Source organism: Microbacterium gawkjiense, from assembly GCF_031932225.1.
Taxonomy (GTDB): Bacteria; Actinomycetota; Actinomycetes; order Actinomycetales; family Microbacteriaceae; genus Microbacterium; species Microbacterium gawkjiense.
In genome coordinates this window covers 1,213,720-1,228,726 of the sequence record NZ_JAUZVV010000002.1, presented here as the reverse complement: position 1 = coordinate 1,228,726, position 15,007 = coordinate 1,213,720, and the positions used below count along the sequence as shown (strand labels likewise).

14 protein-coding genes are annotated in these 15,007 nt (G+C 70.4%); 4 read left to right on the top strand and 10 right to left on the bottom strand.

Annotation, left to right across the window (positions count from 1 at the left end; genetic code table 11):
* Positions 1-37: 37 nt before the first annotated feature.
* Positions 38-1,471: a helix-turn-helix domain-containing protein gene (locus Q9S71_RS14135; RefSeq protein ID WP_311863010.1), complete on the bottom strand. Its 1,434-nt coding sequence runs from the start codon at positions 1,469-1,471 to the stop codon at positions 38-40.
* 110 nt (positions 1,472-1,581) lie between these two features.
* On the opposite strand from Q9S71_RS14135, the gene Q9S71_RS14130 reads away from it, so the two are divergent.
* Positions 1,582-3,471 carry a phosphoenolpyruvate carboxykinase (GTP) gene (locus Q9S71_RS14130; RefSeq protein WP_311863009.1) on the top strand — a complete coding sequence of 630 codons (1,890 nt, stop codon included), beginning with the start codon at positions 1,582-1,584 and terminating at the stop codon, positions 3,469-3,471.
* Positions 3,472-3,502: 31 nt separating this feature from the next.
* Here Q9S71_RS14130 and Q9S71_RS14125 read toward each other — a convergent pair whose 3' ends face one another.
* Both Q9S71_RS14125 and Q9S71_RS14120 read right to left on the bottom strand, forming a co-directional pair.
* Positions 3,503-5,377 (bottom strand): ABC transporter ATP-binding protein, encoded by a 1,875-nt coding sequence (locus tag Q9S71_RS14125; protein ID WP_311863007.1) that lies wholly within the window; start codon positions 5,375-5,377, stop codon positions 3,503-3,505.
* Between the two features lie 4 nt (positions 5,378-5,381).
* Positions 5,382-5,594, bottom strand: a complete 213-nt coding sequence (locus Q9S71_RS14120) for an AsnC family protein (protein WP_311863006.1) — start codon at positions 5,592-5,594, stop codon at positions 5,382-5,384.
* A gap of 106 nt (positions 5,595-5,700) precedes the next feature.
* On the opposite strand from Q9S71_RS14120, the gene Q9S71_RS14115 reads away from it, so the two are divergent.
* Genes Q9S71_RS14115 through Q9S71_RS14105 form a run of 3 tightly spaced genes read left to right on the top strand, consistent with a single transcriptional unit; the run spans position 5,701 to position 8,338 of the window.
* Positions 5,701-6,642, top strand: coding sequence for an ABC transporter ATP-binding protein (locus Q9S71_RS14115; RefSeq protein ID WP_311863005.1), 942 nt, complete (start codon positions 5,701-5,703; stop codon positions 6,640-6,642).
* Entirely contained in the window at positions 6,639-7,520 is an 882-nt protein-coding gene (locus tag Q9S71_RS14110) for an ABC transporter permease (RefSeq protein ID WP_311863004.1), read from the top strand. Before Q9S71_RS14115 ends, Q9S71_RS14110 begins: the two co-directional genes overlap by 4 nt.
* Positions 7,517-8,338: an ABC transporter permease gene (locus tag Q9S71_RS14105; protein WP_311863003.1), complete on the top strand. Its 822-nt coding sequence runs from the start codon at positions 7,517-7,519 to the stop codon at positions 8,336-8,338. The genes Q9S71_RS14110 and Q9S71_RS14105 overlap by 4 nt, the downstream gene beginning before the upstream one ends.
* 3 nt (positions 8,339-8,341) lie before the next feature.
* On the opposite strand, the gene Q9S71_RS14100 is transcribed toward Q9S71_RS14105, so the two are convergent.
* From Q9S71_RS14100 to ribD, 7 genes are all read right to left on the bottom strand, one after another.
* Entirely contained in the window at positions 8,342-9,334 is a 993-nt protein-coding gene (locus Q9S71_RS14100) for an NADP-dependent oxidoreductase (RefSeq protein WP_311863000.1), read from the bottom strand.
* A gap of 127 nt (positions 9,335-9,461) precedes the next feature.
* A complete protein-coding gene (locus tag Q9S71_RS14095; RefSeq protein WP_311862998.1) occupies positions 9,462-10,910 on the bottom strand; it encodes an MFS transporter in 1,449 nt (482 codons plus the stop codon).
* A 170-nt stretch (positions 10,911-11,080) separates the two neighbouring features.
* On the bottom strand, positions 11,081-11,431 hold the full coding sequence (locus Q9S71_RS14090) for a hypothetical protein (RefSeq protein WP_060915675.1): 351 nt from the start codon (positions 11,429-11,431) through the stop codon (positions 11,081-11,083).
* A gap of 118 nt (positions 11,432-11,549) precedes the next feature.
* On the bottom strand, positions 11,550-12,023 hold the full coding sequence (gene ribH / locus Q9S71_RS14085) for a 6,7-dimethyl-8-ribityllumazine synthase (RefSeq protein ID WP_311862997.1): 474 nt from the start codon (positions 12,021-12,023) through the stop codon (positions 11,550-11,552).
* Positions 12,020-13,300, bottom strand: coding sequence for a GTP cyclohydrolase II (gene ribA / locus Q9S71_RS14080; protein ID WP_217531041.1), 1,281 nt, complete (start codon positions 13,298-13,300; stop codon positions 12,020-12,022). Before ribA ends, ribH begins: the two co-directional genes overlap by 4 nt.
* A complete protein-coding gene (locus Q9S71_RS14075) occupies positions 13,297-13,944 on the bottom strand; it encodes a riboflavin synthase (protein WP_311862996.1) in 648 nt (215 codons plus the stop codon). The genes ribA and Q9S71_RS14075 overlap by 4 nt, the downstream gene beginning before the upstream one ends.
* Entirely contained in the window at positions 13,944-14,963 is a 1,020-nt protein-coding gene (ribD, locus tag Q9S71_RS14070) for a bifunctional diaminohydroxyphosphoribosylaminopyrimidine deaminase/5-amino-6-(5-phosphoribosylamino)uracil reductase RibD (RefSeq protein ID WP_311862995.1), read from the bottom strand. Before ribD ends, Q9S71_RS14075 begins: the two co-directional genes overlap by 1 nt.
* Positions 14,964-15,007: the final 44 nt, after the last annotated feature.

The window sequence follows — 15,007 nt, the reverse complement described above, 5'->3', positions numbered from 1 at the left end:
GCGTACACCCGTCCCGCGGCGGCGATCAACACGACGCTCACGCGTGTCGGTCGAGGAACGCGTACACCTCGCCGTCGTCGACTCCGGGGAACATCCCGCGCGGCAGCGGCGAGAACATCTGCATGTGCACGCGGGCGCTCGGCCACGCCTTGCCCTGCCAGCGTTCGGTGAGGTCGGCGTCCGGCCGTCGGCAGCAAGCCTCGTCGGGGCACGTCGACGTGGCGCGCTTCTGCGTCTCGCGCCCCCGGAACCAGCGGGCGTCGTCGAAGGGAACGCCGACGGTGATCGAGAACTCGCCCTCGGCGGTCGTGCCGGTCTGACTCGAGCACCAGAAGGTGCCGCCGGGGGTGTCGGTGTACTGGTAGTGCTCGGTCGTGCGGTTCTGCTCGGCGAACGCCGAGCGCGCCGCGAACTTGCGACAGACGACCTGACCCTCGACCGAGCCGGTGACGTCCATGGGCAGCGGGAGACCGTCGTTCTCGTAGACGCGGTTGATGGCACCCGCCCCGTCGACGCGCAGGAAGTGCAGCGCGATGTCGAGGTGCTGCGTCAGGAGGTTGGTCAGCCGCATCCCGGCCGCCTCGTGCGTGACGCCGAACGCATCGCGGAAATCCTCGACGGCCAGGTTGCGGTCCTTCTTCGCCTGCGACAGGAACGCGACTGATGCCGTCTCGGGCATGAGGCAGCACGCGGCGTAGTAGTTGATCTCGAGGCGCTGCTGCAGGAAGTCGGCGTAGTCCGTGGGCGGGGCGTGCCCGAGCAGGCGGTGCGCCATTGCCTGCAGGGCCATCGAGCGCAGGCCGTGTCCGCCGGGGATGGATGCCGGGGGCAGATAGATCCGGCCGTTCTCCAGGTCGGTGACCGAGCGAGCGGAGTGGGGGAGGTCGTTCGCATAGATCAGCTCGAAGCCCAGCTGTTCCGCCATGATGCTGACGGTGCGGTGGGTGAGCGCACCAGTCGTGTGGCCGGCTGCCTTCAGCTTCTTCTCCGCGAGCTTCTCGATGTCGGGCAGATAGTTGTTCTGCTCTCGCATCCGCAGTCGCAGTTCCGTGTTGGCGCGACGCGCCTCCTCCGGGGTCGCGATCGACTCGCGCTCCCGGCGCTCGAGTTCGCGGTGGAGCGCGAGGATCCCCTCGATCGTCTCGTCCGTCATCGTCTTGGTGACCTTGACCGGAGCCACGCCCAGGCGGCGGAAGACCGGACTCTGCTGCGCGCGCTCGAGCTCGAGCTCGAGCGCGGCGCGCCGGTTCGGCGGCTCGTTCGAGAGCAGGTCGGTGACATCGGTCCCGGTCGCCGTCGCGATCGCCTGCAGGACCGACAGTTTCGGCTCGCGCCTGCCGTTCTCGATCAGGCTGAGCTGGCTGCCGGCGATGCCGACGATCGCCCCGAGCTCGTCGAGCGTGTACCCGTGGGCCTGGCGCTGATGACGGATGCGGTGGCCGAGGGTCGAGAGCTGGAGGGGCGTCGCCATGATCTTGAGCTTAGCGAAAGATTTCGGATTCTTTACGTCGAGAATCCCGGAAAGTGCCCTGATCCACCCGGCACAGTGGAACCACGACCACCCCGACCGAGGAGCGCCGAATGGCCATCGCAGACCTGTTCACCCGCCCCACCCGCACCGCGTCCACGCCCGCTGCGCACGCAGCCGCGGCGGCGCCCACCGGCATCCGCCCCACCGTTACGGGTGAGGGCATGGCGGCCCTGCACGCCTGGGTCGACGAGATCGCCGCCCTCACGCAGCCCGCCCGCATCCACTGGGTCGACGGCTCCGCCGCCGAGAACGAGGCGCTCCTGCGCCAGCAGGTCGACGAGGGCAAGCTCATCAAGCTCAACCCCGAGTGGCGGCCCGGTTCGTACCTCGCCCGCTCGCACCCGAGCGACGTCGCCCGCACCGAGGCGCGCACCTTCATCGCGTCGGAGCGTGAAGAGGATGCCGGGCCCACCAACAACTGGATCGCGCCCGACGAGATCCGCGCCACCATCACGCCCCTGTTCGAGGGCAGCATGCGCGGTCGCACGATGTACGTCGTCCCGTTCTCGATGGGAGCCGTCGGCGGGCCGCTCTCGCACATCGGTGTGCAGGTCACCGACAGCGCCTACGCGGTCACCTCGATCGGGATCATGACGCGGGTCGGCGCGTCGGTGCTGGAGCAGATCGCCGACGGCAAGCCCTGGGTGAAGACGGTGCACTCCGTCGGCGCTCCGCTCGCGCCCGGCGACCAGGACGCCGCCTGGCCCTGCAACGACGAGAAGTACATCGTGCACTTCCCCGAGACGCTCGAGGTGTGGTCCTTCGGCTCGGGCTACGGCGGCAACGCGATCCTCGCGAAGAAGTGCTTCGCGCTGCGCATCGCGTCGGTCATCGGCCGGGACGAGGGCTGGCTCGCCGAGCACATGCTGCTCATCCGCGTCATCGACCCGGCGGGCAAGGCCTACCACGTCGCCGCCGCGTTCCCCTCGGCCTGCGGTAAGACGAACCTCGCCATGCTCCGCCCGACGATCCCGGGCTGGCGCGTCGAGACCCTCGGCGACGACATCGCGTGGCTGCGCCCGGGCGACGACGGACGCCTGTGGGCGATCAACCCCGAGGCCGGCTTCTTCGGCGTCGCGCCCGGCACCGGTGAGTCCACCAATGTGACCGCGGTCGACACGCTCTGGGGCAACACGATCTTCACGAACGTCGCGCTGCGCCCCGACGGCGACGTCTGGTGGGAGGGTCTCACCGACGAGGCGCCCGCCGAGCTCACCGACTGGGAGGGCAAGCCCTGGACCCCGGCATCCGGTCGTCCCGCCGCCCACCCGAACTCGCGCTTCACCGTCAGCGCCGGTCAGTGCCCCCAGATCGCCGAGGACTGGGATGCCCCCGAGGGCGTGCCGCTCGACGCGATCCTCTTCGGCGGGCGCCGCGCGACCAACGTGCCGCTCGTGGTCGAGGCGACCGACTGGACGCACGGCGTGTTCATGGGCTCGAACATCTCGTCCGAGCGCACCGCGGCCGCCGAGGGACTCGTCGGCGAGCTGCGCCGCGACCCGTTCGCCATGCTGCCGTTCTGCGGCTACAACATGGCCGACTACTTCGCCCACTGGCTGAAGGTCGGGCAGCAGCTGCGGTTCGACCGCGCTCCGCGAATCTTCCAGGTCAACTGGTTCCGCAAGGGATCCGACGGACGCTTCCTGTGGCCGGGCTTCGGCGACAACGCGCGCGTCATCGACTGGATCATCCGCCGGATCGACGGGTCCGTCGGCGCCGTCGACAGCCCCGTCGGACGCCTGCCGCGCACCGAAGACCTCAACCTCGCGGGTATCGAAGTGCCGCAGGCGGATCTCGACGAGCTGTTCGCGGTGGACCCGGCATCCTGGCTCGCCGAAGCCGACCTCACCGAGGAGTTCTACCGCACCTTCGGCGGTAAGGTCCCCGCGGCCCTGTACGCCGAGCTCGCCGCCCTCCGCTACCGCCTGCAGCGCGCCTGACGCGCCCGCGGTCGTCGACGGTGCGTTCGGGTCAGACGAGCAGCTGGCGGGCGGCGAGGTCGCGGTAGAGCGGTACGCCGCGGATGAGTTCGTCGTGCGTCCCCTGGCCGACGACGCGGCCGTGGTCGAGCACCACGATGAGGTCGCTGTCGACGACGGTCGAGAGGCGGTGCGCGATCACGACGAGCGTGCGGCCGGCCGCGACGGCGTCGATCGCCTCCCGCATCCGTTGCTCATTGAGCCCGTCGAGCGACGACGTCGACTCGTCGAGCAGCAGGATCGGGGGAGCGGCCAGCAGCGCCCGGGCGATCGCGAGGCGCTGGCGCTCGCCGCCCGACAACATGACGCCCGCCTCGCCGACCGGCGCCTGCAGCCGCAGCGGCGACCGCTCGAGCACGTCCGTCAGGTTGACGGCGGACAGAACCCGTTCGCAGTCCGCATCGGACGCGTCGGGTGACGCGAGCCGCAGGTTGTCGGCGATCGTGCCCGCGAGGGTCGGGGCGTCCTGCTCGACGTAGCCGAGTCGGGCGCGCAGCGAGAGCCGGTCGAGCGCGCGGGCGTCGACCCCGTCGATGAGCACGGCGCCGCTCGTCGGGTCGTAGAACCGCTCGATGAGTGCGAGGGTCGTCGACTTCCCGGCGCCGGACGGGCCGACGAGGGCGACGCGGGACCCGCGCGGCACCCGGAACGAGACGCCCCGCAGCACCGTGGCCTCGGGCTCCGGCTCGGCGTCCTCGGGCAGGGGGGCGCGCGCGTCCGCGAGGGTCTTCAGCGCCTCGTCCTGCGCGCTCCGGCGGGCGCGGACGACCGCATCGGGGTAGGAGAAGTGCACGTCGCGGAACTCGATCGCGGCCGCGCCGTCGGGGGAGGGGGCGACGGCGGATGCGGCGATCGCGGCATCCTCTGCCGTCTCGCCCGGCAGGTCGAGGACCTCCTGGATGCGGCCGAGCGCGCCGAGGGCCTGGTTCACCGACGTGATGGCCCCGAAGAACGAGGCGAGGGGCTGAACGAGGAAGAAGAGGAACATCACGAACACGACCAGCTGGGCGATCTCGATCGCGCCCGACGCGACGCGGAACCCACCCACGCCGAGGACGACGAGGAGCGACACCTGCAGCGCGATACCCGCGACGGGGACGACGACCGCCGACGCCTTCGCGACCGACACGCCGGCGTCGTACGCCTCGCTCGCGGTGGCGGAGATGGCGGCCTGCTCGCGGGACTCGGCGCCCGATGCCCGGATCGTGCGGATCGAGCCGATCGCGCGTTCGACACCCGAGGCGAGTGCGCCGACCTTCTCCTGCTGCACGGACGTCGCTCGGCGGATGCGTCCGCTGAGGACGCCGACGACGGCGGCCGAGGCGCCGATCACGACCACGATGAGCAGCAGCAGCACCGGGTCGATCACGAGCATCGCGACGATCGCGCCGACGAAGATGAGCGCGTTGCCGATCGAGTCCGCGAAGCCCTGCGTGAGGACGGCATAGAGCAGTGTCGTGTCGGTGCCCACGCGCGAGACGAGGTCGCCGGTGCGCCGCGCGTCGTACTCCTGCACCGGAAGGTGCAGGAGCTTCGCGATCAGACGCCGCCGGCTCGAGTAGACGACCGCGGTGCCGGTGCGCTGCAGGAGGTAGTGCTGGAACCCGCCGATGAAGGACGAGACGACCACGAGGCCCACGAGGACCCAGACGAGGATGCCGAGGGCCTGGCCGGCCTGCACGCGCCCGATGACGTCGCCGACGAGGAGCGGCTGCACGAGGGTGGCGACCGCCTCGAGGACGCTCAGGACGGCGACGACGACGAGGACGCCCTTGTGCTCGAGCAGGAACGGGAGGAGCTGGCGGAGGCTGGCGCGGGGGCCGTCGTCCTTCGAGGGGCGACGCAGACCGCGGCGGGGCGTGGACATCCCTCTATCTTCCCCCGTACTTCTTGTGAGCAGCTTGCCTGCTCACGCCCAGCGCGCTCGCCACCGCCTGCCAGGAGTAGCCCTGGACACGTGCGCGTCGCACCTGCGCCTCCTCGGCGCGCGCGAGCTCGCGTCGCATCTCGGCGAGGCGGTGGAGCTCGGCGATGGGTTCCCCCTCCGGGGCGGAACCGATCAGGGTGCGGATGTCGGTGGTCATGGCGTCAGCCTCCTGTGCGCGTCAACACTAATTGACGCTCCGGCGGTTCGTCAACACGAGTTGACGAACCGCCCGCGGTGTCCGAGCCCGTCGGTAGGGTGGTGCGGTGCCAGAAGCCGTGATCCGCGCCGAGAGCCTCGTGAAGGCCTACAAGACCAAGGGCAAGCCCGACTTCGTCGCCGTCGACGGCCTGTCGTTCGAGGTCGCGCCAGGCGAGTCGTTCGGACTCCTCGGCCCGAACGGCGCGGGAAAGTCGACGACGATGAAGATGATCGGCGCCGTCTCGACTCGCACGAGCGGCGATCTTTCGATCCTCGGGCTCGACCCCGACCGCTACGGACCCGAGATCCGTTCCCGGCTCGGCGTGGTCCCGCAGCAGGACAACCTCGACGGTGAGCTCAACGCCCGCGAGAACCTCTACATCTACGGCCGGTACTTCGGGCTGCCCGGCAAGGTGTGCGCAGAGAAGGCCGACGAGCTGCTCGCCTTCGCGCAGCTCGAGGACAAAGCCAAGAGCAAGGTCGACCAGCTTTCCGGCGGCATGAAGCGTCGCCTCACGATCGCCCGCGGACTCATCAACGACCCCCGCATCCTGCTCCTCGACGAGCCGACGACCGGCCTCGACCCGCAGGCGCGGCACGTCCTGTGGGATCGCTTGTTCCGCCTCAAGGAACGCGGGACGACCCTCGTCCTCACGACGCACTACATGGACGAAGCCGAACAGCTCTGCGACCGGCTCGTCGTCGTGGACAAGGGGCGCATCATGGCCGAGGGGAGCCCGGCCTCCCTCATCCGCGAGCACTCCAGCCGCGAGGTGCTCGAGGTGCGCTTCGGGTCCGACCGCAACGAGCAGGTCGCGGCGCAGCTGCAGGGGATCGGCGACCGTATCGAGGTGCTGCCCGACCGCATCCTCGTGTACGCGCACGACGGCGAGGCCGCGCTCGAGCGCGTCACGGCCGCGGGCCTGCAGCCCCTCACGAGTCTCGTGCGCCGCTCGAGTCTCGAGGACGTCTTCCTCCGTCTCACCGGACGGTCACTGATCGAATGAGTGAGACGACCCCGTCGGTGCAGCCGACGCTCGACGAGTTGCGCGCCGAGGCCCTGGAGTGGGGCCGCAAGCCGCGCCGGCACGGCAGCTGGTACGTGACCGAGCACATGGTCCGCGCGATGCGCGCGTACGGCTGGACGATCGTCGTCGGCGCCCTCGGACAGCCGGTGCTGTATCTCCTGGGCCTCGCGGCGGGTCTCGCCGCCCTCATCCAGGCGCCCATCGACGACCGCGGCGTGCAGGTGGACTACCTCGTGTTCGTCGCCCCTGCTCTCCTCGTCACTGCGGCGATCTCGGTCGCCTCCGAGGAGATGACCTACCCCGTCATGGCCGGGTTCAAGTGGCGGCGTTACTTCTTCGGGTTCAACGCGTCCGCCCTGTCGAGCCCGCAGATCGCGAACGGCGTCGTCATCGGCGCCGCCGCCCGCATGGCTTTCGCGGTCGCGGCGTACTACCTCTTCATCTGGCTCCTGGGTGCCCTCGGCATCGGATGGACGACCGTGCCGCATCCCGAGACCGGCTGGCTCGCGATCCCGGCGGGTCTGCTCGCGGGCCTCGCCTTCGGCATCCCGCTCATGGCGTACGCGGGGTCGATCGAAGACGACAAGGGGCAATTCGCGCTCGTGCAGCGGTTCATCTTCATGCCGATGTTCCTGTTCTCGGGCACCTTCTACCCGCTCGAGACCCTGCCGGTCTGGCTGCAGTGGATCGGCTGGGTCTCGCCGCTCTGGCACGGCGCCGAGCTCGGCCGACTGGCGACGTACGGTGCCGCCGTGCCGCCGGCGATGATCGCCGTCCACCTCGCGTACCTCGTCGTGCTCGCGGGCGTCGGCTACCTGTGGAGCCGCAAGGTCTTCGTCGAGAGGCTCGCGAAGTGAGCGCCGCGACCGTCGAGGCCACCGCGCGTCGCGGGGGAGTGCGGGCGCTGTGGGCGGGCAACCCCGGCGCGGTCGTGCAGCGCGGCTTCCTCGCCGCCCGGTCGTCGAGCTGGGCGGTCGTCCTCTCCGGCTTCTTCGAGCCGGTGTTCTACCTCGCGTCGATGGGGCTGGGGCTCGGCGCGCTCATCGGCGACGTCGAGACCTCCCAGGGAGTCCCGGTCAGCTACGCCGCGTTCATCGCTCCCGCCCTTCTCGCCGTCTCGGCGATGAACGGCGCGATCTACGACTCCACCTGGAACGTCTTCTTCAAGCTCAACTACGGCAAGCTCTACGAGGGGATGCTGGCGACCTCGCTCGGCCCGCTCGACGTGGCGCTCGGCGAGATCCTCTACGCGCTCCTGCGTGGCCTGCTCTATGCCACCGGGTTCATGATCGTCATGCAGATTCTCGGGCTGAACCTGGCGTGGACGGCGATCCTCGCGATCCCGGCGGTACTCCTCATCGCGTTCGGCTTCGCCAGTCTCGGCATGGCCGTCACGAGCTACATGAAGACGTTCCAGCACATGGACTGGATCAACTTCGTCCTGCTGCCCATGTTCCTGTTCTCGGCGACGTTCTACCCGATCACCGTTTACCCCGAATGGGTGCAGTCGATCGTCATGGCGCTGCCGCTCTGGCACGGCGTCGAACTGATCCGCGGGCTGACCACCGGCATCCTGTCGGCGGGCATGCTGTGGCACGTCCTGTACTACCTCGTGATGATCGCGGTCGGACTCGTCTTCACGACGAAGCGCCTGCGCGCGCTGTTCCTCGACTGAGGGTCAGCGTCCCGATTCCATGACCTCGCGCGCCTTGCGGATGCGGCGGGGGTTGACCGGATGCGTCGCGAGCACGACCTTGCCGCGCGAGTGCAGCTTCTGCAGGTCGTCGTATGCTTCGGCGACGTCGGCGAGCGGGTAGAAGCCCGACACGAGGACGTTGACCGCCCGCTTCTCGGCGAGCTCGACGACCTTGCGCAGCTGGTCGGTGCCATGTGCGACGGCCGCGGGGTCGTCCGACAGCAGGGCGACCTCGCGCTCGCGACGGTCGGCGCTCGAGCGGAACTTGCTCGCGGGGACGGCGAGGGCCTCGGCGATCTCGTGTCCGTCCTGCCCGAAGTTGTCGATGTACGCGCTGACCCCGTCGGGGGCGAGGGCGCGGATTCGGTCGACGATCCCCTCGCCGTAGCGCACCGGCTTCACACCGAGCTGACGCAGGTAGTCGAAGTTGCGGTCGCCGCACGTCCCGATCACGCGAGCACCGCGGTGCATGGCGATCTGCGCCTCGACGCTGCCGACACCGCCCGCCGCGGCTGAGACGACCACCGTGTCGCCGGCGCCCACCTTGAGTTCGTCGAGGATGTCGAGGGCCGTCGTGCCGGCCAGGTACAGACCGCCCGCGGTCTCGAACGTGACGTTCTTGGGCTTGCGCACGAGCCGGTCGGTCGACACCGTGAGGTGGCTGGCCTGCGCTCCCGAGCGGACGTGACCGACGACGTCGCTGCCGACGGGGAAGCCCGCCGTGTCGGGGCCGACGGCGATCACGGTGCCGGCGAAGCAGCTGCCTGATCGGCGGGGGAACGGGTCGTCCCATTCTTGCTCGGCGCCCGAGCGGACGAAGCCGTCGATGTGGTTGAGGCCCATCGTCATGACCTCGACGGTCACCTCGCCCGCGCCGGGCTCCGGAAGCGGGCGGGTGACGAGGTGGAGCACCTCGGGTCCGCCGGTCTCGTCGTACTCGACGACCGATGCCTGTGTGACCTTCTTGATGGCCATCGTCCACTCCTCACGTGCCTGTGGGGCCGACGATAGCCCTGCGCCCGGACGGAGGGGAGCTCTTGACAGACGGATGCCGCGACCCTCCCGGTGGGGTGGGGCGCGGCATCCGCTCGTCAGGGTCGTGTCAGCGTGCGCCGAGGTCGACGTGTCCGATGTTCGTCTCGTACTCGACGTCCTTTGTCTCCTTCGACAGCCACAGGGCGATGAAGGTGAGGACGGCCGAGCCCGACAGGTAGACGCCGACGAGCCACGGCGATCCGCCGGCGGCGGCCCAGAGGGCGGTCGCGACGATCGGGGCGAGCGCGGCGCCGAGGATTGACGACACGTTGTACGAGATCGCCGACCCGGTGTAGCGGACGTTCGTCGGGAACAGCTCGGGGAGCACGGCGCCCATCGGACCGAACGTCGCACCCATGAGCATGAACCCGAAGATCAGGAAGGCCTGCACGAGGGCGCCGCTGAACTTGGGGTCGAGCTGGGGCAGGAGGAAGACGTTGAAGAGCAGACCGAAGACGGCGATCGCCCCCGTGATCCACAGCAGCAGGCGGCGACGGCCGATCGTGTCGGCGACGGGTCCCGAGAGCAGCGTGAAGACGCCGAAGAAGACGACACCGACGATCTGCATGATGACGAAGTCCGTGTACCCGAACCCGAGGCCCGGCACATAAGTGGCCGCGTCGAACGCCGCGCCCGCAGCCTCTGCCGCGGCGGCGGCTCCCTCGGTCGTAGCCTTCGTGCCGTAGGCGAGGGTGAAGCTCGTCATCAGGTAGAAGAGCACGTACGTCGCGAGCATGATGAACGTGCCGAGGATCAGCTGCTTCCAGTGGCGACGGACGACCTCGCCGAGGGGGAACTTGCGGATCGCGCCCGTCTTCTCGGCCTTGGCGAACGTCTCGGACTCGACGAGCTTGAGACGCACGTACAGGCCGACGATCACCATGACCGCCGAGAACAGGAACGGCACGCGCCAGCCCCAGGCGAGGAACTCCTCGCTGCGCTGCGCGGGGCCGTCGGGGTGCGGCAGCAGGAAGTAGATCACCAGGAACACCGTGTTGGCGATGATGAAGCCGATCGGCGCGCCGAGCTGCGGGAACGTGCCGTACCAGGCGCGCTTGCCCTTCGGGGCGTTCTCGGTCGCGACGAGTGCGGCACCCGACCACTCGCCGCCGAGGGCGAAGCCCTGCGCGAGGCGGAGGACGAGCAGCAGGATCGGGGCGAGCACGCCGACCTGGTCGAACGTCGGCAGGAGGCCGATGAGGAAGGTGGCGACACCCATCGTGAGCAGCGACCCGACGAGGGTCGCCTTGCGTCCGAACTTGTCGCCGAAGTGGCCGAAGACGACGGCGCCGACGGGGCGGGCGACCATGGCGGCGCCGAAGATGCTGAACGACAGCAGCAGGTTCGTGGTGTCGTTGCCGGCGGGGAAGAACAGGATGGGGAAGACGAGGACGGCGGCGGTCGCGTAGACGTAGAAGTCGTAGAACTCGATCGTGGTGCCGATGAGGCTCGCCGTGATGACGCGGGAGCGGGGATTGGCGGGTGCGGTGGATGCCGCGGGTGCTGCGGATGACATGCGGGGGACCTTCGGAACGAAGCGGTGGGTCCTCATGGGACGCGTCGGCGGCGGACGTCCTCGCAGGGGTGATGCGAGGGCGTCACAGCTCTGGGATCACCGAGGCGCCGACGGAGTCGCCGACGCCAAACCTCCACCCTACTCCCGCGTCATCCGGCGGGATCGGCCGGTCAGCGCCAGATGACCGCGAGCCCCGCGTTGAGGAGGGTGAGGATGCCGATGGGCCAGAAGATCCCGGCGGGCACCGACCCCGACTTCCGCAGGCGTCCCGCGCCGGCGCCGAGGAGGCCGCCGATGAGGACGAGGACGACGAGCTTGATGCCGATCTTGGCGTAGTTCAGGTCGTGATCGAGACCCCACGGCGCCGAGAGCGCGAGGCCCGCGACGAGCGCGATGCCGAGGCCCCAGTGCATGATGCGCGTCACTCGGCGCTGTCCGACGAGTTCGACCACCCAGGCCCCGAAGAGTGTCGCGAAACCGACGAGGTGGACGAGGACGACGATGCTGCGCAGGATCTCCATGCCCTCAGGCTACCTGAAGGTTGAGGCCCCGCGCAGCATCGAGAAGGTATGACGCGCCCGAAACGGCGAACCGTCTCGGGCGCGTCATGCCGTCTCGCGATGGTGTGCGCGTCGCGCGTCAGCCGCGGAGGTCCCGCAGGACGAGCGCGGTGCGGATGGCGGCATCCGCTGCTTCTGCGCCCTTGTCCTCCTTCGAGCCTTCGAGGCCGGCGCGGTCGAGGCCCTGCTGCTCGTCGTCCAGTGTGAGCACGCCGAAGCCGACGGGCCTGCCGGTGTCGAGGGCGACACGGGTGAGGCCGTCGGTCGCGGCCGACGAGACGAAGTCGAAGTGCGGGGTGCCGCCGCGGATGATGACGCCCAGCGCGACGGCCGCGTCGGCGCCGGCGTCGAGCGCCGCCTTGGCGGCGACGGGCAGCTCGAACGAGCCCGGTACGCGCACGAGGCGCCACGTGGCGCCCGAGGCGTCGAGGATGCGCTTCGCGCCCGCGATGAGGCCGTCGGTGATCGTGTCGTGCCACTGCCCGGCGATCACGACGACGGACAGGCCGCTCGCGTCGACCGCTTCGGCCCGGGGTGCTCCGTGTCCGCTCATGCGGTGTGCTCCTCACTGTGCGCGAGGGCCTCGCGCAGTTCGTCGGCGTCGATGATGTGGCCCATGCGGTCGGCCTTCGTCGCCAGGTACTGGTGGTTGTTCGCGCCGACCCCGACCAGCAGAGGCACCTGGTCGACGATGGTGAGACCGAGGGCACGCAGCTGCGCGACCTTGTCGGTGTTGTTGGTCAGCAGACGGATCTGCTTCACGCCGAGGTCGGACAGGATGCCGGCGGCCGCCGCGTAGTCGCGGGCGTCGGCCGGCAGGCCGAGCGCGAGGTTCGCATCGACGGTGTCGAGGCCCCGCTCCTGCAGGCTGTACGCGCGCAGCTTGTTGATGAGGCCGATGCCGCGGCCCTCGTGGCCGCGCATGTAGATGACGACTCCGCCGTCCTGCTCGATCGCGTCGAGCGCCGCCTCGAGCTGCGGTCCGCACTCGCACTTGAGCGAGCCGAACGCCTCACCCGTGAGGCACTCGGAGTGCACGCGCACGAGCGGTGCCTCCTCGGTGAGGTCGCCCGAGACGACGGCGATGTGGTCGGTGCCGGTGATCCGGTCCTTGTAGGCGAGGAAGCGGAACTGGCCGTGCGAGGTGGGGACCGTCGCCTCGGCGCGCAGGCTCACGCGGCGCTTGGCGGTGTGGTCGGTGTGGGCGGCGGTGCCGTCGCCGTCGGCTGCGCTGACGTGCGCGATGAGCTGCTCGATCGTGATGACGGGGATGCCTTCGCGCTCGCCCATCTCGAGGAGCCCCGGCATCCGCATCATGCTGCCGTCGTCGGCGACGACCTCGCCGATCACGGCGACCGGCTGCAGGCCCGCGAGCTGCATGAGCTCGACGGCGGCCTCGGTGTGGCCGGCGCGCTCGCGCACGCCGCCGTCGACGGCGCGCAAGGGGAGTACGTGCCCCGGGCGGATGAGCGAGGACGGCACCGAGTCCGGGTCGGCCAGCACGTTGGCCGTGCGGGCGCGGTCCGAGGCGCTGATGCCGGTCGTGACGCCCTCCGCGGCGTCGACGCTCACCGTGTATGCCGTGCTCCGGGCATCCTGGTTCTGCTCGACCATGGGAGGCAGGTCGAGGCGGTCGGCCCAGTCGGCTGGCATCGGGGCGCACAGGAACCCGCTGGACCAGCGGATGGTCCACGCGAGCCACTCCGGCGAGGCGAGCTCGGCGGACAGGATGATGTCGCCCTCGTTCTCGCGGCTCTCGTCGTCGGCGACCAGGATCGGTCGGCCTTCCTTGAGGGCTGCCAGGGCGTCGGGGATGGACGAAAGGCTCATCGGGAGCCTCCTTCTTCTGCGGACGGGATGCCGTCGGGTGAGGCGAATCGGAGCAGGCGCTGCACGTGCCGCGCCAGGATGTCGGTTTCGAGGTTGACGCGGTCGCCGGGGGCGAGCGTGCCGAGGGTGGTCACCTCGAGCGTCTCGGGGATGAGGGAGATCTCGAACCAGTGCGACGCGCCGTCGGGCTCGGACACGTCCGAGACGGTGAGCGAGACGCCCTGGACCGTGATGGACCCCTTGTCGACGACGAGCGGGGCGAGGTCGGCCGGCAGCGAGACGCGGATGACGCGCCACTGCTCGCCGGGGCGGACCTCGAGGACCTCGCCCGTGCCGTCGACGTGTCCCTGCACGATGTGTCCGCCGAGGCGCGTGTGCGCGGCGAGGGCACGCTCGACGTTCACTCGGGAGTCGACCTCGAGGGTGGCGAGCGTCGACATGTCGAGCGTCTGCTTCATGACGTCGGCCGTGAACCCCTCGGAGGTCTGGTCGGTGACCGTCAGGCAGACGCCGCTGATCGAGATCGAGTCGCCGCGCTGCGCGTCCGAGACGGAGAGGGGCGCGCGCACGGTGAGTCGCACGCCGTCGCCGGAGGGCTCGATCGCCGTGATGACGCCCTGTTCTTCGATGATGCCGGTGAACATCAGGCCTCCTGGGGGGTGAGGGTGACGAGGATGTCGTCGCCGAGTCGGTCGACGCCCGCGATGTCGAGGCGTCGCTGCTGGGAGATGGTCGCGACGCCGATGTCGCCGACCGCGAGACGGTCGCCGCCGATCAGCGTCGGTGCGATGTAGACGAGGAGCTCGTCGACGAGCCCCTGGCGCAGGAAGGATGCCGCCAGTGTCGGGCCGCCCTCGATGAACACACGCTGGTCGCCGAGCTCGCGGAGGCGGTCCAGCAGGTCCCGCAAGTCCTCGCCCTCGTCCTGCATGAACGGGCGCGGGTGCTTCCGCACCCGCGCCTCCTGCGGCACGGCGCGGACGCCGACCACGACGGGTCGGGGCTGGTCTTCGTAGAGTCCGCCGTCCTCGCGCCGCGCGGTCAGCGCGGGATCGTCCGCGAGGACGGTTCCCGTCCCCACCACGATCGCGTCCGCCAGCGAGCGTCGGCGGTGCACGTCGGCGCGGGCCTCGGGTCCCGTGATCCACTGGCTGGTGCCGTCGGATGCCGCGGCCCGCCCGTCGAGCGACTGCGCCCACTTCAGGGTCACGTGAGGCCGCCCGAGACGCTGCACGGTCAGCCACGACGCGATGAGCGTCTCGCCCTCGTCGCGCAGCACGCCGCCCTCGACCTCGACGCCGGCGTCGCGGAGCCGCGCGGCGCCCCCGGAGGACACCTCGCCCGGGTCGTCGACGGCGTACACGACGCGGGCGACGCCGGCCTCGATGAGCGCGACCGCGCAGGGGCCGGTGCGCCCGGTGTGGTTGCACGGCTCGAGGGTCACGACGGCCGTCGCGCCGCGCGCGGCATCCGGTCCGAGCGTCGAGAGGGCGTCGATCTCGGCGTGCGGCGTCCCCGCGCCGTGATGCCAGCCCTCGGCGAGCACCTCGCCCGCGGGGGAGAGGATGACCGCGCCGACCTGCGGGTTGACCCCCCGCGGTCCGCGCTGAGCGAGCGCGAAAGCGTGGCGGAGCGCGGCGCGCTCTGCGTCGGTGGCACTCATCCGGATCCTCACGATGGGGTGTTCCGGGGCGCGGGCGCGTCAGG